The sequence below is a fragment of the Alishewanella sp. WH16-1 genome, assembly GCF_001441695.1.
In the GTDB taxonomy this organism is placed as follows: Bacteria; Pseudomonadota; Gammaproteobacteria; order Enterobacterales; family Alteromonadaceae; genus Alishewanella; species Alishewanella agri.
On the sequence record NZ_LCWL01000104.1, the window covers coordinates 1 to 22,408 of the forward strand.

At 52.4% G+C, this 22,408-nt stretch carries 18 protein-coding genes and 1 pseudogene; 6 read left to right on the plus strand and 13 right to left on the minus strand.

Features of this window, described 5'->3' with window-relative positions; all coding sequences use genetic code 11:
- Positions 1-221: 221 nt before the first annotated feature.
- From AAY72_RS10755 to AAY72_RS10795, 9 genes are all read right to left on the minus strand, one after another.
- A complete protein-coding gene (locus tag AAY72_RS10755) occupies positions 222-2,144 on the minus strand; it encodes a S9 family peptidase (RefSeq protein ID WP_057787436.1) in 1,923 nt (640 codons plus the stop codon).
- 80 nt (positions 2,145-2,224) lie between these two features.
- Positions 2,225-3,448: an organoarsenical effux MFS transporter ArsJ gene (gene arsJ, locus AAY72_RS10760; RefSeq protein WP_057787438.1), complete on the minus strand. Its 1,224-nt coding sequence runs from the start codon at positions 3,446-3,448 to the stop codon at positions 2,225-2,227.
- Positions 3,449-3,456: 8 nt separating this feature from the next.
- Positions 3,457-4,461, minus strand: a complete 1,005-nt coding sequence (locus AAY72_RS10765) for an ArsJ-associated glyceraldehyde-3-phosphate dehydrogenase (RefSeq protein WP_057787440.1) — start codon at positions 4,459-4,461, stop codon at positions 3,457-3,459.
- A gap of 15 nt (positions 4,462-4,476) precedes the next feature.
- The gene (locus tag AAY72_RS10770; RefSeq protein ID WP_231728955.1) at positions 4,477-4,650 is read right to left on the minus strand and encodes a hypothetical protein; all 174 of its coding nucleotides are present in this window, start codon (positions 4,648-4,650) and stop codon (positions 4,477-4,479) included.
- Between the two features lie 73 nt (positions 4,651-4,723).
- Entirely contained in the window at positions 4,724-5,740 is a 1,017-nt protein-coding gene (gene arsB / locus AAY72_RS10775; protein ID WP_057787442.1) for an ACR3 family arsenite efflux transporter, read from the minus strand.
- Positions 5,741-5,762: 22 nt separating this feature from the next.
- Entirely contained in the window at positions 5,763-6,533 is a 771-nt protein-coding gene (locus AAY72_RS10780; RefSeq protein ID WP_057787468.1) for a metalloregulator ArsR/SmtB family transcription factor, read from the minus strand.
- A 100-nt stretch (positions 6,534-6,633) separates the two neighbouring features.
- Complete coding sequence (locus AAY72_RS10785; RefSeq protein ID WP_369815356.1) at positions 6,634-7,482, minus strand: cation transporter; 849 nt, start codon at positions 7,480-7,482, stop codon at positions 6,634-6,636.
- Positions 7,483-7,600: 118 nt separating this feature from the next.
- A complete protein-coding gene (locus AAY72_RS10790; RefSeq protein ID WP_057787446.1) occupies positions 7,601-8,653 on the minus strand; it encodes an aldo/keto reductase in 1,053 nt (350 codons plus the stop codon).
- A 559-nt stretch (positions 8,654-9,212) separates the two neighbouring features.
- Entirely contained in the window at positions 9,213-10,355 is a 1,143-nt protein-coding gene (locus AAY72_RS10795) for a dienelactone hydrolase family protein (protein WP_057787448.1), read from the minus strand.
- 492 nt (positions 10,356-10,847) lie between these two features.
- Between AAY72_RS10795 and pelA the strand changes: the two are divergent.
- Positions 10,848-11,691: pseudogene (gene pelA, locus AAY72_RS16940) on the plus strand (pectate lyase).
- On the opposite strand, the gene AAY72_RS10805 reads toward pelA, so the two are convergent.
- From AAY72_RS10805 to AAY72_RS10815, 3 genes are all read right to left on the minus strand, one after another.
- The gene (locus AAY72_RS10805) at positions 11,672-13,012 is read right to left on the minus strand and encodes a triacylglycerol lipase (RefSeq protein WP_057787450.1); all 1,341 of its coding nucleotides are present in this window, start codon (positions 13,010-13,012) and stop codon (positions 11,672-11,674) included. The pseudogene pelA and the gene AAY72_RS10805 sit on opposite strands and share 20 nt — an antisense overlap.
- A gap of 142 nt (positions 13,013-13,154) precedes the next feature.
- Positions 13,155-13,673 (minus strand): GNAT family N-acetyltransferase, encoded by a 519-nt coding sequence (locus AAY72_RS10810; RefSeq protein ID WP_057787452.1) that lies wholly within the window; start codon positions 13,671-13,673, stop codon positions 13,155-13,157.
- Positions 13,674-13,690: 17 nt separating this feature from the next.
- A complete protein-coding gene (locus tag AAY72_RS10815; RefSeq protein ID WP_057787454.1) occupies positions 13,691-14,632 on the minus strand; it encodes a M14 family metallocarboxypeptidase in 942 nt (313 codons plus the stop codon).
- 218 nt (positions 14,633-14,850) lie between these two features.
- Between AAY72_RS10815 and AAY72_RS10820 the strand changes: the two genes are divergently transcribed.
- Together AAY72_RS10820 and AAY72_RS10825 are read left to right on the plus strand one after the other, a co-directional pair.
- A complete protein-coding gene (locus AAY72_RS10820; RefSeq protein ID WP_057787456.1) occupies positions 14,851-15,567 on the plus strand; it encodes a helix-turn-helix domain-containing protein in 717 nt (238 codons plus the stop codon).
- Positions 15,568-15,714: 147 nt separating this feature from the next.
- On the plus strand, positions 15,715-16,245 hold the full coding sequence (locus tag AAY72_RS10825; protein ID WP_057787458.1) for a hypothetical protein: 531 nt from the start codon (positions 15,715-15,717) through the stop codon (positions 16,243-16,245).
- Positions 16,246-16,260: 15 nt separating this feature from the next.
- On the opposite strand, the gene AAY72_RS10830 is transcribed toward AAY72_RS10825, so the two are convergent.
- Positions 16,261-16,866: an ACP phosphodiesterase gene (locus AAY72_RS10830; protein WP_057787460.1), complete on the minus strand. Its 606-nt coding sequence runs from the start codon at positions 16,864-16,866 to the stop codon at positions 16,261-16,263.
- Between the two features lie 331 nt (positions 16,867-17,197).
- Between AAY72_RS10830 and AAY72_RS10835 the strand changes: the two genes are divergently transcribed.
- The 3 genes from AAY72_RS10835 (at position 17,198) to AAY72_RS10845 (ending at position 22,336) form a co-directional block, all read left to right on the plus strand.
- Complete coding sequence (locus tag AAY72_RS10835) at positions 17,198-19,633, plus strand: TonB-dependent siderophore receptor (RefSeq protein WP_057787462.1); 2,436 nt, start codon at positions 17,198-17,200, stop codon at positions 19,631-19,633.
- Positions 19,634-19,847: 214 nt separating this feature from the next.
- The gene (locus tag AAY72_RS10840) at positions 19,848-20,873 is read left to right on the plus strand and encodes a LacI family DNA-binding transcriptional regulator (RefSeq protein ID WP_057787464.1); all 1,026 of its coding nucleotides are present in this window, start codon (positions 19,848-19,850) and stop codon (positions 20,871-20,873) included.
- Positions 20,874-21,109: 236 nt separating this feature from the next.
- Entirely contained in the window at positions 21,110-22,336 is a 1,227-nt protein-coding gene (locus tag AAY72_RS10845) for a sugar MFS transporter (protein WP_057787466.1), read from the plus strand.
- Positions 22,337-22,408: the final 72 nt, after the last annotated feature.

Consider the following 22,408-nt stretch of genomic DNA (forward strand, 5'->3'; position numbering starts at 1 on the left):
CCTGCTAAGGGCGTTGCCCCACTCTAGCCGCTACTTTTACCCAAAATTACGCAGGTTCCAACCGTGGCTTGCCGCCGGATGCGGCGCTCTTTGCCACTGCAGCTTCTAACTTATCACCATATCATACGCTGTAATTATGGCAGCAACATTACTGCAACAATCCATCACCAATAAAAACGCCGCAGTAATTCGCTGCGGCGCTTTAATCAAACAACACCCCGTTACTTCAGATGCGTTCGCAGGAAACTTAAATACGCCTCCTGCGCCTTAATCCGATTAGCTTTTACCGCAAACCCATGGCCTTCGTCCGGGAACAACACATACTCCACCGGCACATTATTAGCACGGATCGCCGCCACCATCTCATCGCTCTCAACCTGTAACACCCGCGGGTCGTTAGCGCCCTGCACGACCAATACCGGGGCTTTAATATTACCGGCATGAAACAGCGGCGAAATACGGCGCAAACGTTCGCCATCAACGGCCGGATCGCCTAACTCATCGTACAGCGACTGACGGAAACTCTCCCACCATGGCGGAATACTCTCCAGCGTCCGAACCCAGTTGGTAACACCGAAGATATTAATGCCGGCATCAAACTCATTGGTAAAGGCCAGTGCCGCCATCGTCAGATAGCCACCATAGCTACCCCCCATGACCACTATCTTGTCGCCATCAATCCAATCCAGGCTTTGCAGGTACTTTTTACCATAGACGATGTCTTGTAAGTCATCTTCACCATGCCGCTTATCATCAAGATGGTAGAAAGTTTTACCGTAACCAGACGAACCCCGGTTATTAACACCAAACACCGCATAACCATGATTGACCAGATGCTGCATCATCGCACTGTAGCCCTGGCGGGTTTGGCCACCTGGACCACCGTGGATCCAGATAATGCCGGGGACTTTGTTGCTGCTACTGGCCTGCTTAGGTTTATACAGTAAACCAGGAATTTCCAGGCCATCGAAACTTTTAAAGCGCTCGATCGAGCTTTGCACCAGATGCGCGGCATCCATACCCGCAGCCAGGGTTTGCGTTAGCTGGGCCACGCTATCGGTGCCCAGACGCCAGACGAATAAGTTTGACGGTGAGGTATCTGAGTTCACATAAAACACCATGGTGTTTTCATCGGCCGAGAAACTGACTCCCCGTAAATCGCCGGCTGGATAAGCCGGCATTTGCAGTTTTTGCCCGCTGCTCAGATCGGTAATGGTTAACTCAGTGCGGGCATCGGCATTCACCCCCACCACCTGATAACGGCCTGATTTAGAGAAATACAGGAAAGAAACATCCCAATCGGCGGCGATATAGGGACTGTGTTCAGCCGTCGCCAGATCATAACGCCAGGCTTGATTAAATTCGCCATGACCATTGGTACTGTAAATCAAGGCCTTATTATCAACGGTAAAGGTATAAGCCCCATGTTGGATATTGCCATCGGTAGGCGTAATCAACTTAGGTTCTGCTTTATCGGCCTGTAAATCGACCAAAAACAGATCGGAGTCAGAGTTAGAGTTAGTGCGGCTAAGCGCCAGATAGCGGCCATTCGGACTGACCGCTTCTAAATTAAAACCGGTATTGTTTTCAAACAACATGCTACGGCTGTAGTCCACACTGCTGTATTGATACAAATCGAAAAAGCGGTTATCCCGCTCGTTGGTCATAATAAAGAAATGCACATCGTCCTGATGCCAGCCCACCATCTGCGCCTTAAGCTTGTCGCCCGGTGTTAAATCTTTGCTGCTGCCATCGGGTAGTTGCACATAAACGTGGTTTAACTCATTGCCACCCTGATCAGCGGTATATAAAAAGCGATCATCCTTAGGAAACCAACTGATACCGTTATAGGCATCGCTGGTCGATTGGGTTAACTGCGTTGGGGCGCTGCCATCTACCGGATAACGGTAGACATTAAAAATACCACTGGCATCGCTGGTTACCAGTACCGCACTGCCGTCATGACTTAGTGAAGAGCCATAGAGGGTGGTGGTGTTAAAAAAGGTTTCAGCCGAATACTGCGGCACTGTCTGACTTACCGCTGCCTGTGGTGGCGGAGTAGTCGTTTTTTGCTCTGCCGGTGGCGAGCAGGCCGCTAATAAAGCGGCGCAAGATAACGCTAAAATTGAAGCAGACCAACGCATATCACTCTCCTCTTGCTGTTTTTTTGTTCCAGTCCGCTTCAGTCTAGTGTAAAAAAACAACAAAAGAAAAATTAATCTGCTCAACCCGTTACCTGTGCCGATGTCTGACAGCGCCGCAATGCCCAGGTACAAGCCACAGCCCCGAGCAACAGTAACCCTGAGATCCACAAACACGCCACTAAACCATAGGCCTGAAACGCCCAGCCGGATAATAAAGTGCCGACTAAGCGCCCGGCCGCGTTTGCCATATAATAAAAGCCGACATCCAGCGAGACACCGTCACGATTGGCACTGGCCACAATTAAATAGCTGTGCAAACTGGAGTTAATGGCAAATACCGCACCGTAGAGCAGCAAACCGAGCAGCAGCGCCCACAACGGCTCGCCACTAAATAGCATCGCCAGGCCGATCAGCCAGGGTAAGGCAGCCAGCACCAACGCCCAATGCAGCGCTGTACCGGCTGCCGGTGGCGCCTTTTTACTGCTGCGGGTAAGTGCTGGCGTAAGAGCTTGCACTATGCCATAACCAATCACCCAGCAGGCTAAAAAGGCCCCGACCGCACTTTGTGACCAACCGGCGCTGCTGGCAAGATAAATAGGTAGGGCTATCACAAACCAGACATCGCGCGAGGCAAACAAACAAAACCGCGCCGCCGATAGCCAGTTTAAACTGGCACTTTTTGACAGCAACTCGGTAAATTTGGGTTTGAAACTTTTTCTCCCCAGATCCTTTTTCAGCAGCAACAAACTGAGGATCCACACCAGCAAGAGCGCAGCCGCCATCGCTGCCATTGCGCCCTGAAATCCCAGCAACGCCAGCAATAGACCACCGAGGAAAAACCCGACGCCCTTTAGCGCATTTTTGGAACCGGTTAATACCGCCACCCACTTATACAGCGCGCCTTGCGCCTCATCCGGTAGCAATAGCTTGATGGCGCTTTTCGCACTCATTTTATTCAGATCTTTGGCAATACCCGAGATCGCTTGCGCCACCATGACCCAGAGTACCGTTAACATATCGGCAGGCACTAACAACATACTGAGCGCAATAATCTGCAGAAACAAACCGATATTCATCGTCTTGTTTAAGCCGAGCCGGGCGCCGAGCCAACCGCCGGTGAGGTTAGTCACAATCCCGAAAAACTCGTAGAACAAGAATAACGAGGCAATCGCCAGCGGCGAGTAACCCAGCTGATAAAAATGCAGCACAATCAGCATGCGCAGCGCGCCGTCGGTCAAGGTGAAGGCCCAATAATTACCGGTAACGACCAGATATTGTTTAACGTCGCTGCGCATAGTCATCATATCGTCATTTAGTCTGCCAAACCGACTAACTTCGCCAGTTCGACCGTCCGGTTGGCATAGCCCCATTCGTTGTCGTACCAGGCATAAATTTTGACCTGAGTGCCATTGACCACCATGGTCGATAAGGCATCAATAATGCTGGAGCGTGGGTCGGTTTTATAATCCACCGATACCAGCGGCCGGCTTTCATAACCCAAAATTCCTGCCAGCTCACCTTCAGCGGCAGCCTTAAGCATGGCATTCACTTCCTCGGCGCTGGTGGCGCGCTCGACTTCAAACACGCAATCCGTTAACGAGGCATTAGCCAGTGGCACCCGCACCGCATGGCCATTTAAGCGGCCCTTTAACTCCGGAAAGATCTCGGTAATAGCGGTCGCTGACCCGGTGGTGGTCGGAATTAAACTGGCACCACAAGCGCGGGCCCGGCGTAAGTCTTTATGGGGCGTATCTAAAATCGATTGCGTATTGGTTAAATCATGAATCGTGGTAATAGAGCCATGCTTAATCCCCAGTTGTTCGTGGATCACCTTAACCACCGGCGCTAAACAGTTAGTGGTACAACTGGCTGCAGTAACAATGCGATGTTCGGCGGCATTAAATAACTGCTGATTAACCCCCATCACCACATTCAGCACCCCGGCTTCTTTTACCGGTGCGCTTACCACCACCCGCTTTACACCCTGCTCCAGATAAGCTTGTAGCACTGCTTTGGTTTTCATCTTACCCGAAGCTTCAATCACCAGATCACAACCGGACCAGTCGGTATCGGCAATAGCTTTATTGCCACTGACCTGAATGGTTTTGCCATTAATGCGTATAGTATCGCCAACCGCCTCAGCTTGATGCTGCCAGCGGCCATGGACTGAGTCAAAGTTCAGTAAATGGGCAAAGGTTGCGGCATCGGCCGCCGGATCATTGATCTGTACAAACTCGAACTCTGGCCAGTCAAAGGCCGCACGCAGGGCCAGGCGGCCAATCCGGCCAAAGCCGTTAATGCCAACTTTAATCGTCATCAGTAAATCCTTCTGTCAGGCGCCAGCTAGCGCGTTAAAATAATCAATATGTGGCGGCAGGCTTAGCGCATGCGGCCGGATCTGCTTAATACTGCTCAGGATCTGTGCTTTAGCGACACCGCGTTCGGCCAGCAATTGTGCTGCTGCCAGCGAAGTGCGACCTGAGCCGCCTTTGCAATGAATCGCCACGCTCTGTTGTTCGCATCATTAACCTGTAGCACATCATAAGGGTGTGGCATAAATCGCTCCAAAAGGCTGAGTGTCAGCTTGTTTTAAACCAGTGCCGGGTACGATTGGCAAACCATACCAACGATAGCATCACCGGCACCTCGACCAGGACGCCAACCACGGTCGCCAGCGCCGCTGCGGAGTGCAAACCAAAGAGAGCAATGGCTACTGCAACCGCCAGTTCAAAGAAATTACTGGCGCCAATCATGCTGGCCGGTGCCGCGACTTGATGCGGTAACCGCAATTTACAGCCGGCAAAGTAGGTTAAGGCAAAGATGGCATAGGTTTGGATCAACAGCGGTATCGCAATCAGGCCAATCGCCAGGGGTTGCCGGATAATGGTCTCTGCCTGTAGTGCGAATAACAGCAACACGGTGGCAACCAGGCCAGCAATGGAAAAGGGTTTAATTCCGGCGAGAAAGGCAGCCAGTCTGGTAGGCTCTTTCGCCAGCAGCTGGCGGGTTAATACACCTGCGATCAGCGGTAAGACAACATACAGCAATACTGATATCACTAACGTGTGCCAGGGCACAAAAATCTCCGTTACACCCAGCAACAGCGCCGTTAAAGGCGCAAAGGCAAAGATCAGAATCAGGTCATTTACCGATACCTGGACCAGCGTGTAGTTGGCGTCGCCTCTAGTTAATTGACTCCAGACGAACACCATAGCGGTACAGGGCGCTACCCCAAGTAGAATCATACCGGCGATATATTCAGTAGCGGTTTGCGGGTCAACCCAGCCGGCAAACAGCACTTTAAAAAATAACCAGCCAAGCAGCGCCATCGTAAAGGGTTTGATCAGCCAGTTGACCACCAGCGTCAGCACTATTCCCGCTGGTTTTTTGCCGACGTCTTTAATGGCACTAAAATCAATCTGCACCATCATTGGATAAATCATGATCCAGATAAAGACGGCGATCACCAGATTGACATGAGCAAATTCCAGCGCGGCAACTTGCTGAAATACGGCAGGTACCGCCAGACCACCCAGCACGCCGGCGAGCATCGCCAGTGCCACCCAAAGGGTTAAATAGCGTTCAAAAATGCCCAAAAGATCACTCCAGATTGCGTTATTAACTACAGCAAAGCTGTTCACGTACCGGCCGTTCGCCCATCGCGTTCAGGTTAGCTAATAGCGGCTGGATGCTACTGGCGCTGGCAGTGGCAAATTGCTTAATGCTTTCGCTGGCCCACAACGGTAAATCTTCGGCCAGGCGATAATACACCCACTGCCCTTGCCGGCGGTCTTGTAACAAGCCGGCTTTACGGAGCATTGCTAAATGCCGGGAAATTTTTGGCTGCGTTTCGACAAGGGCGGCCGTCAGCTCACAGACACACAGCTCCTGCTCCGCCTGGATCAGTAGTACGGTATTAAGACGGGTGTCGTCAGACAGTAATTTGCACAGATTTAGTGCGGTGAGTGGCTCGTGCTGATGTTGTTTGTCATACAGCAGCACAAACATACTCAGCCGTTCAGCCAGTTCATGCAAGGTCGTTTCAAAGGCTTTGAGAGTACCCTGTTGTTTGGGATCGCTAAAATCCCAGGCCAGCAGATGTTTGGCTGAAATATCATGGGCACACTCAGCAGCGGTTTTGCTGCACAGTACGATGGCATAATCGAAATGCTGCTGCCGGTGCGCGCTCAGGGGCTTGGAAAACAAACCTTCGGTGCTAATGCCATGCGAGTTTAATACTGCCAATGCCCGGCTATCGGCGGTGCCCGGGTGGCTACCGGCGCTATAAACTTCAAAACGATCGGCATATTTATGTCGGGCTATCGCTTCCGCCATAATGGAGCGCGCCGAATTTTCGGTGCAGATAAAAAGGATTTTCGCTAACGCCATGCTGAACCCATGTAAGTAAAAACACATATATACTGCATTGTATATATGTTTTTTCATATATCAAGTCATGGCGCTAAACTTCATAAAACTGTCATAAAGGCTAGCTTCTTAACGCCAATATCCGTTTGGCGCCCAACAACACGATAGCGCCAACAACAGCCCCTACCAGCAAATCCGGATAAGCCGAGCCGGTCCATGCGACTAACAACGCGCCCAGAATCACTCCAAAGTTAATCAATACATCGTTAGCCGAAAAGATCCAGCTGGCTTTCATATGAACGCCACCCTGCCGATGTTTAGCCAGTAACACCAAGCAACTAACGTTTGCTACTAACGCCAGACTGGCCATGCCCAGCATCAGCGTTGACTGCGGCTCACTGTCATATAGTGCTCTGCGTACAACCTCGGCTAACACGCCAAGCGCCAGAATCGCCTGTAACCAGCCTGCCACTTTGGCAGCCCGAAGCTGTAACTGTAATCCTTTGCCGACGGCGAATAAGGCCAGCAAATAAACCGCTGCATCAGCAAACATGTCTAATGAGTCGGCGAGCAGCGCCATTGACTGCGCGACTATGCCAACAGCAAACTCCAGCACGAACATCATAGCGTTGATTGCCAGCAACCAATAAAGTGTACGTCTTTCAGCTGCCGGATCAGCGGTAAAGCTTTGGCGATCAGCTACGGATGCGGCACGTGAGACGGAAAGCTGTGCTCCCAACCCCAAACTTTGCAGCTTTTTGGTGATCATCGTTGCATCGCCCTGATGCAAGATCGCCAGCTGACGCTGTGCCAGATCAAACTCGAGTTGCACAATCCCATCCAGGTCCTGCAATGCCAGACGGATTAATCGCTCTTCCGATGGACAATCCATTTTCGGAATATGATAAAGGCTATGCCACTGAGCATCGTGGCTGGCGGCTTTAGTAACAGGCTCTTGCTCAGGCTGCACTTTTGCACAACAAGCTGATTGCTGGCAATCCGATTGATTCTCTCTGGTCACGGTAATACCTCAACTGCTGCATATTAGCTGTTACTGTAACACCTGACCCCCTGCCATTGTAAAGTGGCTAAAACGGCAGTGAGTGCTGGCGCAGAAATTCGGTTACGCCAGCTAGTAACTCGTGATTCAATGTCAGCTCAAAGGCGGCCAGATTTTCTGCTAACTGGCTGGTACTGGTGGCGCCGATAATGGTCGAACTGACACCATCAACCTGATTCACCCAGGCCAGCGCCAATTGCGCCGCGCTTAGCTGATGGGCGGCAGCCAGTTCACAAAAAGCACGGATCGCCGCATTTGACTCTGGTGTGTCGCGAAATAAACCATTGCGCTGCACCAGGGTCCAGCGGCTTGCAGCCGGTCGTTGCCCGTCCAGATACTTACCGGTTAGGGCACCACCTGCCAGCGGTGACCAGGGTAAATAGGCGATATTCTCGTGCTGGCATTGCTCAATTAGATAGGGCCAGTCTTTGGTATGCAGCGGGCCAAACTCGTTTTGAATCGAGACCATCCGCGGTAGGTTATGCTGTGCGCTGAACTTTAGGTACTGGCTAATCCCCCAGGGCGTTTCATTCGACAGGCCGCAATAGCGGATCTTGCCAGCCTGCACCAGCTTGCCAAGCGTTTCCAGAATCGCCAGCATCTCTGCTTGCTGCGCTATGCTATCCGTTTCACTAAAGCGTACCTGATTCACGGCATGCCGGCCAAAGTGCGGCGAACGGCGATTTGGCCAGTGTAGCTGGTATAAATCAATATAGTCTGTCTGTAACCGCTTAAGCGACCCCTCGACTGCGGCGACCAGACTTTGCGGGCTAATATCGCTCCCGTCGCGGATATGCGCCAGGCCATTACCGGCGATCTTGGTAGCAAGCACTAACTGTTCTCGTCTGGCGCTATTACGGCTTAACCAGTTGCCAATAATCTGCTCGGTGGCGCCATAGGTTTCTGGCCGCGGTGGAATCGCATACATTTCTGCAGTGTCGATAAAATTCACGCCGGCATCCAGTGCCAGCGCCAGTTGCGCATCGGCATCTGCCTGAGTATTTTGCTGGCCCCAGGTCATGGTACCCAGACAAACCCGTGACACCCGCAGGCCGCTGCTGCCTAAAGTGGTGTATTGCATATGTTGCTCTGTATTCAGGGAAATAAGCGGACTATACCAGATCGCAGGGGGTTTAGATCAGTAGTGATTTGGTTGTTACTACCTTAAGAATCCTCAAATCCGTCGTCTACGGGTGAACTATCAAGTTATCCCCATCCGGCGTTAGAGATAGAGTCCCAGATCTGTGCATACGGTTGCAAGCACACCGTACAACTTTGACGGGACACGCTGTGAATACATCCCTGTACGCTTGCATTTTTCATCCCTGAAAAATACATTCCCTTACAAAGTGCACGGAATGCTTACCACCTCGTCTTATATCTGCTGTTCTCTATGATATTTTTCGTGATGCATACCAGATACTATTTAAGCCCTTGGCTGCGGTAGAATTTTCGTAACAGCAGCAGGGATGCTGCGGAGGCTGAAAGGGCACAGGGATGTGATCCTTGAAGCCGGTGGAGAAAATTACTACCCTGCTAAGGGCGCTGCCCCAATCTCAACGCTACTGATGCTCATCGTTACGCAGGTTCTGGCTCGTTGCATCCGGCGGCTAAACGCGCCGGATGCTCAGCTCTCAACGCTAATGATTATCTGCAGCAGCAGGCTTAGCAAACACCTCCTCCAGCCAACGCCATACCCGCTGCTGCTGCGCCGCCGAAAACTGATGCCCGTACTCCGGCCAAAGCTCAGTCACCAGCTTTTCGCCGGCACCATGCGCCTGCCAGATTTGTCGCATCGTGGCAAAAGCCTGCTCAGTGCCGGCCGCAGGCATCAGACGATCTTTAGCACCACTGATAAACAATGCCGGTTTAGGTGCTGCTATGCCCGCCAGATGCGGGTAATCCAGTTTCGCTGCCAACCCGGGATGTAACATCCAGAACGCCGTTTGGCCGCGTAATTGATTATTGCCCGGCGTCATAGCAGTATCACTGGTAGTCATCCAGCTAATGGTCGCCGCGGCTTTGATATCATCCGTCAGCGCCGCCAGTTGCCAGGCCCGAAACCCGCCCATTGAAAAACCCAATGCAGCAATGCGAGTGTTATCGACCTGCGGCAACTGGGCAAGAAAGGCTGCCAAGCGCAAGTCTTCATAAGCCGCCAAACCGGCCAGTGAGCGCCCGAGCTGAAAGAAATTCGCAGCCAGTGCCTGCTGCGCATCGGCATTTAACGGTCCCCGTTCACCAAAACCCAGCGAGTCTGCTGCCAGCACCAGATACCCCTGAGCCGCTAACTCATCACCGATAAAACGGCCATCGTAATAACGTTTAGTCCAGGCCTCCGCCTTGGCGAGATCGGGATCCCTGGCAAAGGGTTTGATCAACTTGGCTTTACCAATTAAAAAATAAGCGCCGTGATCATGCAGCAGCAGTACCGCCGGGAAAGGCCCCTCACCTGCCGGGCGCAGCACCGAAACGGTAACCCGGTTTTCTGGCGTCAGATTAAGCTGCCAGCGCTCGGCCTGATAGCCATCGCGCTGTTCAACCATCAGTTGTTCAGCCGCAAAATCCAGCGGCTGCTCGGGCCACAACAGTGCGTCGCGCAGCAGTTGCCGCGCCTCAGTACGCCACTGCTGAATTGACTGAGCGCTATCCGGGCGCCAGGCGGCACTAAACTGTTGCTCTGCTTTCAGCTGCTGATAAAAACCCGGTAACTGCTGCGCCAGAATCTCTGCTGAAAGCGGCGCAGCAAAGGTTAACACCAGTACACTTAGCAATACTCTCAATTTGCACTCTCCGTAACAGACCGTGTTACAGACTAAGTGATTTCCCGCGACAGGGAAATTCCAGATACGAACAAAAGCACAAAAACCCCAGGCCTGACTTTGCCTGTGAGGCCAGCGCAGGTTAGCGTAGCTTTTTTACTAATCAATTTGGTACTGAAAATGCTCTTATTATTGCGGCCTTTGTTACTGAGCGGCGCCCTGCTCTGCGGCGAACTGCATGCCGGCAGCAGCCCGTCAGAGCCGCTGCTTTCAACCAGCTGGGAGCTATATTACGCGCGTTCTGCAAGGCTGCTGCAGCAAGATGAGGCGACACTACAGGCTGAACGGCAGGCTTTGCGCCAAAGCGACTTTAGCTTACCCACGCCAACCCGGCGCTTTGGCTTTGAGCCTGACTTACCGGCGGCGTTTTATCATAGCGCGGCCGGACTCGAATTATTGCAGGCCATACTCAGCCTGCAAACGCCAAGCGGTGGCTGGTCGAAGCGAACCGATATGCGTATTGCCCGACAAAGTGGTCAGCACTGGGGCGTGGAGCCAAACTATGTGCCTACCTTTGACAACAGTGCCACCACGACACAATTAAGGGTGCTGGCCCGGGCATATAACGCAAAGGCTGAGCCGCTATACCGGCAAGCGTTTCACCGCGGTATAACCTTGCTGTTGCAGGCGCAGTACCCGAATGGTGGCTGGCCGCAGAGCTTTCCGCTGCGCGGGGGTTATCATGATCATATTACGCTTAACGATGAGGTAACCGAGGAGGTACTGAGCTTACTGTATGCCGTAAGTACAGCTGAAACTGAGTTTGCCTTCGTCGATGCCAGCTTGCAACAACAAGCCGGACAGGCTTTTAGCCGTGGCCTTAAGCTGTTACTGCAGTTGCAACAGCGGGACGAGGCAGGGTTGAGCCTGTGGGCGGCACAGTATCATCACCGTACCTTGCAACCGGCCTGGGCCAGAGCCTACGAAATGCCGGCGCTGGCGGTAATGGAAAGTGCCAGCCTGCTGGATTTTTTGCTCAGCTTGCCCAAGCCATCCGTTAAACTGCAGCAGAGTATCCATGCTGCCGCCGGCTGGTTAGCGCGCCATGCGATCACTGATCAACACTGGCATCCGCAACTGCGGGTGCTGCAAGCCAAAGCCGGCGCCGGGCCGCTGTGGCCACGCTTTGCAGACCAACAGACCGATCTTTGGCGATCGTGATGGCGAACTGTATTATGACGTGCATCAGGTCTCATTCGAACGCCGGCAAGGTTATGCCTGGTATACCGAGCGCCCGGAACCAACGCTTGAGCGTTATCAACGCTGGCGTGCGGCCTTTAATGACGCTGCAAAGTAAAAACCGACTCAGCGACCTGGCGCGTTAATTCCACATCCAACAGCAGTGTTTGATGCGGTGCAAAAATCTGCGCCAGTTCCTCAACTGCCAAGCGCAGCCCTGCAGCTGCACTGGCTGGCACCACGCTAAAGCCTGCGGGTTGCCGCGGTGGCTTAAACAGCGGCTGGGCATGAAAACTTAAAAACAACTGCTGAAAGTTCGGGCTTTGTTTAAGCTCGTTTAATGCCGCCACATCAAAATAAAACGCCCGGTTTTGTGGCTGCTGGCTATGCGGATGCACGTGCCGTAAAAACTGCTGATACAGCCTTTGTTCAAAGCGACTATCGGCATTGGCCGTGCGATACATTTCTAAAAAGTAATCGGTGACCGGATCGCCATGCTGATCCTGGAGCTTACAAAGCACCTGGCTGCGCAAATCCGCGTGCCAGTTGGCAGGCGGGTTTTGGCTATCCAACTGCTGCTGATAGGCAAAATGACCTGTGCTGCCAACCTGAAAATCGGCATCCTCGACTTGCAGTGCCTGGCGAATCAGCTTTAAGGTCAGCGGGTTATGCGGGGCTTTTTTACCATTACCGATAATACTGCCATGATGCTCATCTGGCAGCACCGAAAAGGCGATTTCACCCTGACTTTTTCGCAGCTGCAAACTGCCAGGCTTAACGTTTTGCTGCTCATCCAGTGCCACTTTCAGATAACGGCAATTCAGGTTTGCCCCGGCAATGCGCACCGTACCATCTGAACCGGCTTCGTTGGCGATAGCGCTGATCCCGCTGTAACCGCGGTTACCAATAAAAATGGTGCTGAGCATTCTGCCCGCACCATACCAGGACTCAGCGGCAAAGAGATCGGCTTTAGCCAGTTCCCGGCTATAGTCGGCCGCCAGCTCCAGCCCAAATAACAAATTAGCGCCGGTTTGAAAGCCCGGTTGCTTCCAGCCTTTCACGGCCCGGCCATAGAAACTGCGGCCTTTATGCGCCAGCGGCGAACCAAAATTGGCCGGCGCCAGCTGCAGAAAACGTTTAACCGGATTGGTGGCCGCAGCATAATAACGGGTAAACCAGTGCCGGCTAACCAGGGCACCGGTGCTGTGGACGATTAGATCGACACTTTGCGGCGAAGTAGGCAGCTGCATACCCAGCCAGGCTTGTTGCATCGCCGCGGCCAGATCGCCATAACTGATCTCATCCTGTAATGACAACCAGTCAGTCAGATACAGATGTTGTACCGCAGCACCAAACTCGGTTTGCAGAAAGTGGGCTAAGTCACGAAAAGAACGGCTGTTATCACTCCAGCCGTGCAGGATAACAATGGGATTACGCATGGCGGTTCCTCTGCCAGTTGCTGCTTTAAGCAGCAATCAGTATAGCTGCCGCTGTCGCAATAGGGCAAAGTTAGCTGATAAAAGTCATCCGAAAAAGCTATCTGATAAAAGCTTTCCGATAAAGTACGCGAAAACGACTGACTTAAGCAGCAGTATAAAATGCCTTCAGCATATACCGCGCCTGCTCCCCGGTATAACTCTGCAGTGCCGCCTCAGCATCGGGGCTAAGTGTCTCTTGTACGAGAAAACCCTGCCGCTGCCAGTAGCTTACCGAGCCCTGTACTGCTACCAGCGCTAACCGGGTTAATCCCTGCTCTGTGGCAAAGTATTCGGCCTGCTGCAGCAAGCGGCTGGCCAGGCCTAAGCCTCTGGCCTTAGCGCTCACCGCCATATCATGTAAATACAACAGCTCCGGCTTGCTGGCAACCTGAAACGGACTGCCCAGTGGCGCCACCTTGCCAGCTACAGAGGGGTAGCAAAACAAATAAGCGAGCAGCTCACCGGCTGAGTTTTCTGCCAGCCAACAACTCTGCGGCGCTGCAGTCAGCCGCCTTGCCAATAATTCCGGTGGCTCATACAGATTATCGCTGTAACAGCTATCCTGCAGCGCCACCACCGCCGCCAGATCGGCAGCGCTGATTAAGCGGATCTGAATACTCATGCTGCTTAATATGCCGGTTATGCCGACTTTGCTGACAGCTGTGCCCGAACATAGTTTAAGCCACCCACTACCGCGGCTACCTGCGCCAGAATACACTGTTCGGGCGTGGCACTGGGACTGTCCGGATAGACTTCGGTGGTGGTAACAAAGCGCGCAGCGGTCATGCCGCCACAAAGCCCCAGGGATTTTTTCGGGTAATTGACGACGCCAAACTGCGCCAGCGGCTCACCAATCAAACAGCCTTGCTCATCAGCAGGGGCGATATGCGTCACTTTTACCACTTCATCAATCATGGCTTTTTGAAAATCCGGCTGTGGATTTTCACTGTCGCCAACCAGATAAAAGCCATCCGGAATATTCCAGTTGGTATTTACCGTGCCATCGCGTGCGGCTTTGGCCGGACGAAATTCACTGTTATCCGAATCCGTGGTTTCATGCAGATCAATATGCACCAAAGGCGTGATCCCCAACGCCAGCAGATAATCGCGCAACAAACCGGCTTCGGCGGCCGGGCTATTGGCAATAAAGGAACGGTTTGGATCGACCGCCAACGGATTCCAGCGATTGATCGTTTCATAACCCCAGGGGCTGATACAGGGCGCAATTAACAGGTTAAAGTCGGCAACATAAGCTGCCGCATGGTCTTTAGCAAAGCGCAGCGCACCATGCACACCGCTGGTTTCATAACCGTGCACACCGCCGGTGACCAGCGCCAGCGGTTTATCGGCCTGCCAGTTGCGGCTTTTTAATAAAAACAGCGGATAGCTGCTAAAGCCCTGCGCCTGATAATCCAGCTCACCGTATTGAACGACCTCAAACTGCGACTCCAGTTCACTCAACTGACTTAACACATCGCTCTGATAGCTGCGCTTGATGCGTTGCTCGGCAAGCCATTGTTGTTTTTCTGCCTCGCCCCAGGGTTGTCCCTGAGTGCCGATATGATAGATAAAGGGTTGCATAGTGCCTCGCTGTAATGCTTGTTCGAGCCATAAATAGTGGCAGCCTAACGGCTTTGGCTATTTTGTAAAGCCTTGTGCCGTCAGTTGCTGAAAAAAAGCGCTGTGACGGTGTAATGTCGTCGCTTTGGCGGCAATCTGACATCTGCCCCGGGTGGTTTTCGCTTGCAGCTTGTTGACCGTCCCGCCTAAGCTACTAAAAAAGCTCCGGGAGAAACCAGATGGATATCAGTGCAGAGAAGCTAAAACAAATACGACTAGAACGTAGCTTAAGCCAGGATCTGTTGGCCAAACAAAGTGGTTTAAGTTTAAGAACGATTCAGCGTTTGGAGCAAGCAGGTGGCGGTTCAGCCGAATCTTTGCTGGCACTCTCTGCAGCCTTGAATATCTCGCCACAAGCATTGCGCTTAAAAGAACACCCCCCGGCAACCGGCTGGTCATTTCAGCATCAGGGCATAAAAATCAGCGCACTAATTTTATTAACCGCGCTGTTGCTGTTTCTTATTAGTCTGGCCAGCAGCGGACAATTCCGTATTTATCTCGATATCGTGTCGTTGGTATTTTTGCTGTTATTTGTGCCAACAGTCACCTTGCTTGCCGCAGGCAAGCAAAATCTTAAATTGAGTGTCAGGCACTTAGGTGCATTGTTTGCAGAGCCAAGCGGTAACCTGGCTGAGCGAACCAGACTGCTGACGCTTTACCGACTACAATATCAACTTTGTTATAGCGGCGCTTTAATCATTACTCTCCTCGGCTTGGTAAGCCTGCTCTATTTCAGTGCTGAATTTAAACAAAGCGTGATGCAATCTGGTATTGGCGTGCTAAGTCTACCCTGGTTGTATGCGGCGCTGGCCGCGGAAATTTTATTGAGGCCATTAACTTTTAAACTGCAATCCAGTATTGAGAACGAGCTGCAAAGCTATCGACTACAGCATTAAATCACTGGCTGCAATGAAGATTCAGAGTCATGACGATATCTGGAACAGCGCAATCCCGGTATGGATTTTCTGAATATCGCTTACAGCTGGTCGTTTTGACTGCGGGATATTACTATGTAAAAAGTACGATCCCTTGAGAGCCTTAAGATGCCAATATCAATGTCGGAAGCAGCTATTGAAAAAGGGAGTGGCCAGATCTGGGCACATTGGCTGGCGTTGCTTACTGCGCGGCAGGCTGAGCAACTTAGCCATAAAGAAATTGCGCTTCTGCTAGCCGAACAGGGCGTTAGCCCCTGGTGGTGTCAGATGCTGGCAGTGCAGTTTGAGCAACACCTTGGCCGGCGGGTGGTAGGTCAGGATTGCAGTGGCAGTTTTAGTGTTTCGGTTAATAAAACACTCAGTGGCAGCATGGACGACGCCCTTGCCTTCTGGCAACAACTTGTTGCCGGAGAACAGGCCTTTGCCGATATTCCACTTAGCCGCGGCCCTGATATCAGCCAAACTGAAAAATGGCGCTACTGGCGCTGTGGCCTGGCCGACGGTTCACGGCTAAATATCAATATCTATCAGAAAGCAGCGGATAAAGCCGCGCTGTCGATACAGCATGAAAAGCTGGAAAGTGAAGCCCAGGTCGAATTTTGGCGCAGCTACTGGAAAGGCCGGCTGGCGGCAGGCTAATACTGGTTCTGGAGTTTACCGGCTTCGGATTTGAGCAGGCTGCTCCAATCCCAGCGCGGCGACATGCGCCTGCAATTCGGGATAAAAGCTTAAAAACGCCTGTTCCAGCCTGGGATAATGGCGCTCGATATCCTGTCCGGCACCGCTAAAACGGTTAGCAAAACGAATGCGCTGCGCAATGCGGTCCAGCGCCATTGCTACACCCTCTAACTGCTGATAGGCCGCCAACCAGTCTTGCTGGCGTACCTTACGCATTACCACCGCCATCGCTTCCGGCATCAGAGGCTCCGCTGTCGCCAATTGCAGGTAGAGCTCTGACTTGGCTTGCAGATAAGGCGTGGCGTAAAACTGCTGCCAATGCTGGATCAAGAAATGATCGAACAGCACATCTAATGCCACCGGCGCAAAACGACGGCGCTCAGTACTAAAACAGGCACGCGCTTCGCGTACCAGTGGATGACTATCGGTAAAACGATCCACCGCCCGATGATTGGCTAAACCGGCCTGAATTGGCTGCGCCAGCGTATCAATGGCAACGCCTTTGCAGAAGTCACCTAATAAATTGCCCACTAAAGATTGCGGCTGTGGCTGCGCCAGCGCCGCATGCGCCAGATAATTCACTCGTTACTCCAATACCAGGGCTTGTTGTAGTTTACCCTGACAGTCCTAACTGGTGATAAAAAAATTATTGTGTAGTTATTAAACAGTCTTGACGCCCACAAAATTTAGAGGTAAAACGTTTAAGACAATTTTAACTGATAAAGTTTTACCCAAATAATAATAGTTGTACCTGAACCAACCAGCAGTCTTAGCGTGTCATTGAGATTGTCTCACGCTGCTTTGGTCGGTTGCCCTACTGAAAATGCCTACCGGCATTTTTTTAACGGCAGTAAACTTAAACGTTTCAGCTTATAAAAAATACTATTCCAGATCGACAAGGGAGACACCCAAGATGCAACAGCAACCTGCGTTATCCAGCCTGGCGCTGGCCATTACACTCGCTTTAACTTCTCAACAACTTATTGCGCAGGAAACTGCGCCTGAACCAACGGCAGCAGAGCAAACTGACGCGGCCGCAGACGCTGCCCCCAGTGGCCTCGGCTTTGAGCGTATTCTGGTAACGGGTGCGGTATCGCGCAATCAAACCGTAATGCAATCCAGCGTCTCGGTCAGTACCCTGACCTTTGAAGATATCGATGCGTCCGCGCCCCGCTCTACTGCTGAAGTGTTCCGTATGCTGCCGGGTGTGCGCAGTGAAGCCAGTGGTGGTGAGGGTAATGCCAATATCGCAGTGCGTGGCTTGCCGGTGGCTGCCGGTGGCGCCAAATTTCTAACCCTGCAGGAAGATGGCCTGCCGGTGATCCAGTTTGGTGATATTGCCTTTGGTAACGCCGATATTTTTGTCCGCGCTGACGCTACCCTGGCACGGCTCGAGGTGATTCGCGGTGGCTCTGCCAGCACCCTCGCCAGCAACTCACCGGGTGGCGTCATTAACTTTATCAGTAAAACCGGGCTTGATAATGGCGGCAGCGTCGCGCTGACCACCGGCCTGAATTATGATCAATTCCGTACCGACTTTGAGTATGGCGGCGATATTAACAACGATATGCGCTTTCATATTGGCGGCTTTGTGCGCCAGGGCGAAGGCGTAAGGGATCCGGGTTATCAGGGTGAGCGTGGCTATCAGCTAAAAGCTAACCTGACCAAAGACTTTGACAGCGGTTATGTGCGGCTTTACGCCAAACATCTGAATGACCGGGTAACCAGCTATATGCCGATGCCAATGTATGCTGATGGCAGTTCAGTTCCCGGCTACGATGCCAAAAAAGACACACTGCAATCGGATTATTTAACCCAGACCGTGCGGCTAAACGGCGACAACCAGATCTCACGCGGCGATGTTCGCGATGGCATGAACCCACAGGTTAATAGCTTTGGTATCGAAGCGCAGTTCGACCTGGATGATAACTGGACCCTGGATAACCGCTTTCGGATCAGTGAAGTCAGTGGCAACTTTATTACGCTGTTTCCGGCCGAAGTCGACAGCGCCCAGTCGATTGCCAATAGCATTGCCGGCAGTGGCGCTACCGTGCGCTATGCGGTAGGCCCACAAGCTGGCGACTTGTACGGCAACGGCAATGCGATGCGTATTCATACCTTTGATGTCGAACTGCATGACTTTGGCTCCATCGTTAACGATCTGAAATTGTCACGCCGTTTTGGCGAGGTGGATGTCAGCTTTGGCTACTACCTGGCTGATCAGAGCATCAGCATGTCCTGGCTGTGGAATTCCTATCTGATGGCGTTAAAAGGTGATAATGCTGAGCTGCTAAATGTGTTTGCCGCTAACGGCACCGCCTTCTCCGAACAGGGCCAGCTCGCCTATGGCGTGCCGTTCTGGGGCAACTGCTGTCAGCGCAATTATGATACTGACTACAGCATTAAGGCACCTTACGCTTCAGCCAGTTGGGCCTTTGGCGACTGGTCGCTGGAAGCCAGTGTACGCCGCGATATTGGCAGTGCCAGCGGTAGCTATGCCGGCGCGGTACAAAGTAGCCGTGATATGAACGGCGACGGGGTGATCAGTATTATCGAGCAGAGTGTGTCCGGTATTGATCTGGCCAATCCGCAACTGGTGAACTACGGTTGGGCTTACAACTCGTACTCAGTCGGCGCCAACTACCAGTTTAATAACGACTGGGCCATGTTTGGCCGCGTCAGTAAAGGTGGCCGTGCTAATGCCGACCGTCTGTTGTTCGGTAAGGTTAACGCCGATGGCTCAGTAGCCCGCGAAGATGCGATTGATCAGGTGAAACAATATGAACTGGGTAGCAAAAGCCGCCACGGTAACCTGAATTTGTTTGCGACGCTGTTTTTCGCCGAAACGGATGAACAGAACTTTGAAGCCACTACCCAGCGCTTCTTTGACCGCGTTTACCAGGCCAAAGGTATTGAGCTGGAAAGTAGCTACCGCATCGGCGATCTGGACCTGCGCGGCTCTATTACCTGGACCGATGCCGAGATCAGCAAAGATGCGCTGAATCCTGAGTTAGTCGGCAATACGCCAAGGCGTCAGGCCGATGTAATTTATAACCTGTTAGCCCGTTATACGCTGGATCAGGCGCAATTTGGTGTCAGTTTAATTGGCACCAGTGCTGCCTATGCCCAGGATAATAACGACTTGAAATTCGGCGCCTATACCCAGGTGAATGCCTTTGCCAGTTACGAGCTGGCCAGGGATCTGACCGTGTCACTGAATATCAATAATCTGTTCGATAAAGTCGGTTTAACGGAAGCTGAACAAGGCAGTGTGCCGGCCAATGGTATTATTACCGCCCGCACCATTAACGGCCGCACTGCCTCTGTTGGCTTACGCTATCAGTTCTAAGCAACCGCGGCATTACACTTTAAGGCGACTGCGGTCGCCTTTTTTATACCGGCCAGATTTCAGCCCGGTACCGGAACCTGTGCTCCGCCTCCACTCCGGCAAGCTAGATCCTAAAACCAAAGTACAATTTATCTTAACGTTTAAGATAAACTGAGTTAGAGTGGTTTTATCTGTCAGCTCTGTCTGCTAATACGCACAAAACCCGGAAAACCTGATGCCAAAAGTTACCCTTAAAGCGCTGGCCAAACACCTTGGGGTGTCGGTGGCGACTGTATCTAACGCCTTTAACCGCCCAGATCAACTGTCGGCAGAGCTGCGCAAACATATTCTGCAGGAAAGTGAAAAGCTCGGCTTTAGCGGCCCAAATGCCACAGCCCGCAGCCTGCGTACCGGCCGCTCCGATATGATTGCCATTCTGCTGTCAGATACGCTGGAATATTCGGTCAGCGATCCGGTTGCTAATCAGTTAATTAAAGGCATCGCCGAGGTGCTGCAGGACGCCGGCAAGGATATGTTGCTGTTATCCGGTGCCAAAGCGGTACACAGCACCGCCGAAGCCCTGCCCGATGGCTTTATTATTTATGGCAGCCCAAAAAATCCGGAGCAACTGGAACGGGTAAAGCAAAGCGGCAAACCGCTACTCTGTGTCGACTGTAACCTCAGTGGTATCGGCTCGGTTAATATCGACAACTATCAATATGCCTATGATATTGCTGAGTATGCACTGCAAAAACAGCCTGGCAAGGTCGCAGTGTTAGGGCTTAGGTTGATAGATTCCGATCGGGTCTGCCGGCTGCAACAACATGAGCTGTACGATGCGAACGAAGCGATTTCCCGCCGCCGGCTCGAGGGCTATCTGGCCGCCGCCAAGCAGCAGCAACGCGAATTAAACGCTGAGCAAATCTGGCATATTCCGGTTAATAACCATCATTACGCGCAAATCGCCGCCCGTGAAGCTCTGACGCAGCATCCCCGCCCAACGCTGCTGCTTTGTATGAGCGATCGGATTGCGCTTGGTGCTATTAGTGTCGCCCGGCAACTAGGTCTTAACATCCCGCAAGATCTGCGGATTGTCGGCTTTGATGGCATTGAAGAGGCCGAGCGTAGCTATCCGGCGCTGACTACCGTCGCCCAGCATAGCGATGAAAAAGGCCGTATTGCCGCCAGAATGCTGCTGGCCGGCGATACCGCTGAAAATGTGCTTTTACCTTGTGAGCTACGCCTGCGCGATAGCTGTTAAAAAGCGTTGCATTTTTCGCCAAAAGCGTTGATTGCGGCTTGCAACTTAAACGTTTAAGGTGTAGTTTTAAGCCGTAACAACGATTACAGCAGGGTTAGCGTAAATGGTCAGTGTCTGCCGATAAGCAGTAGCCTGAGCCACTGATGCTACCTGCGGCTAAGGTCAGCTGCACATAGCGCAGACTGCCACACTAATAAAACGCTGCACTGATGACAGCGATAAGACAGGGTTAGACTATGCAACAGCTCAGCAGCGCAGCGGCAACCGCCGTGCCGACGCACACCTATACCCAGGTTAAATGGATGACCTGCCTGATGTTCTTCGTCTTCGCCATGACCACGGATGCCGTGGGGGTGATTATTCCCGAAGTGGTCAAGCAGTTTGACCTTAGCCTGACGCAAGCGGCCGCCTTTCATTACGTGCCGATGATTTTTATCGGCTTATCCGGTCTATTTCTGGGCCAACTGGCCGATCAGCTTGGCCGGAAGAAAATTATCCTGTTTGGTTTACTGATCTACTCTCTGGCCTGTTTTGCCTTTGCGCTGGGGCAAAGCTTTTACTTTTATAATTTATTGTTGGGGCTATGCGGTCTGAGTATCGGCTTATTTAAAACCGGCGCCCTGGCACTGATTGGCGATATCAGCCCTAATTCTGCCAGCCATACCCGGCTGATGAACCGGGTCGAGGGTTTCTTTGGCCTGGGCGCCATCGTTGGCCCGGCCCTGGTTGCGATCCTGCTGATGTTTGAGATGGCCTGGGAGCAGCTGTATTTTGTGGCCGGCTTTATTTGTGCGCTGTTACTGTTGATTGCCTACCGCATGGACTATCCGCTTTACTCACCACAGCCTAAAGCCTCGATCTGGCAAACTCTGGCCCTGGTGAAAAATCCTTATGCGCTGGGCTTCTCGCTGGCCATTGCCTGCTATGTCGCAACTGAAGTGGCGGTCTTTGTCTGGTTACCTACTCTGTTACAGCAATATGAGGGTCAGTGGACCTTACTGGCCGCACATGCCATTACCGTATTCTTTATTTTGCGGACTATCGGCCGCTTTCTGGCGGAATGGTTACTGACCCGCTTTAGCTGGACCATTCTGCTGGCCTGGTTTAGCAGTGTTATCGCGCTGTGTTTTGTCCTTAGTATGTGGCATGGCGTAGCCTGGGCGCTGTGGTTGATGCCCTTATCCGGCCTGTTTATGTCGATGATGTACCCCACGCTAAACTCTAAAGGCATCAGCTGTTTCCCACGCAAACAACATGGCGCAGCGGCAGGCCTGATCCTGGCCTTTACCGCTCTGGCGGCCGCGCTGGGGCCACTACTGATGGGTATAGTCGGCGACTGGTTTGGCGATGTGCGCTACGGCTTTTATCTGGCAACCGGCTTTGCGCTGCTGCTGGCAGCGGCCATGTGGTGGAACCATCTGTTTAATCCGGCTGAGGCTCAATTACAGGCGATGTCCGACTAGGGCGTAATAACCGCTATTGTTGATTTTCTCTCGTGCTGTTGCCCCGCTTTACCCTGTCTCTTATACACAAAT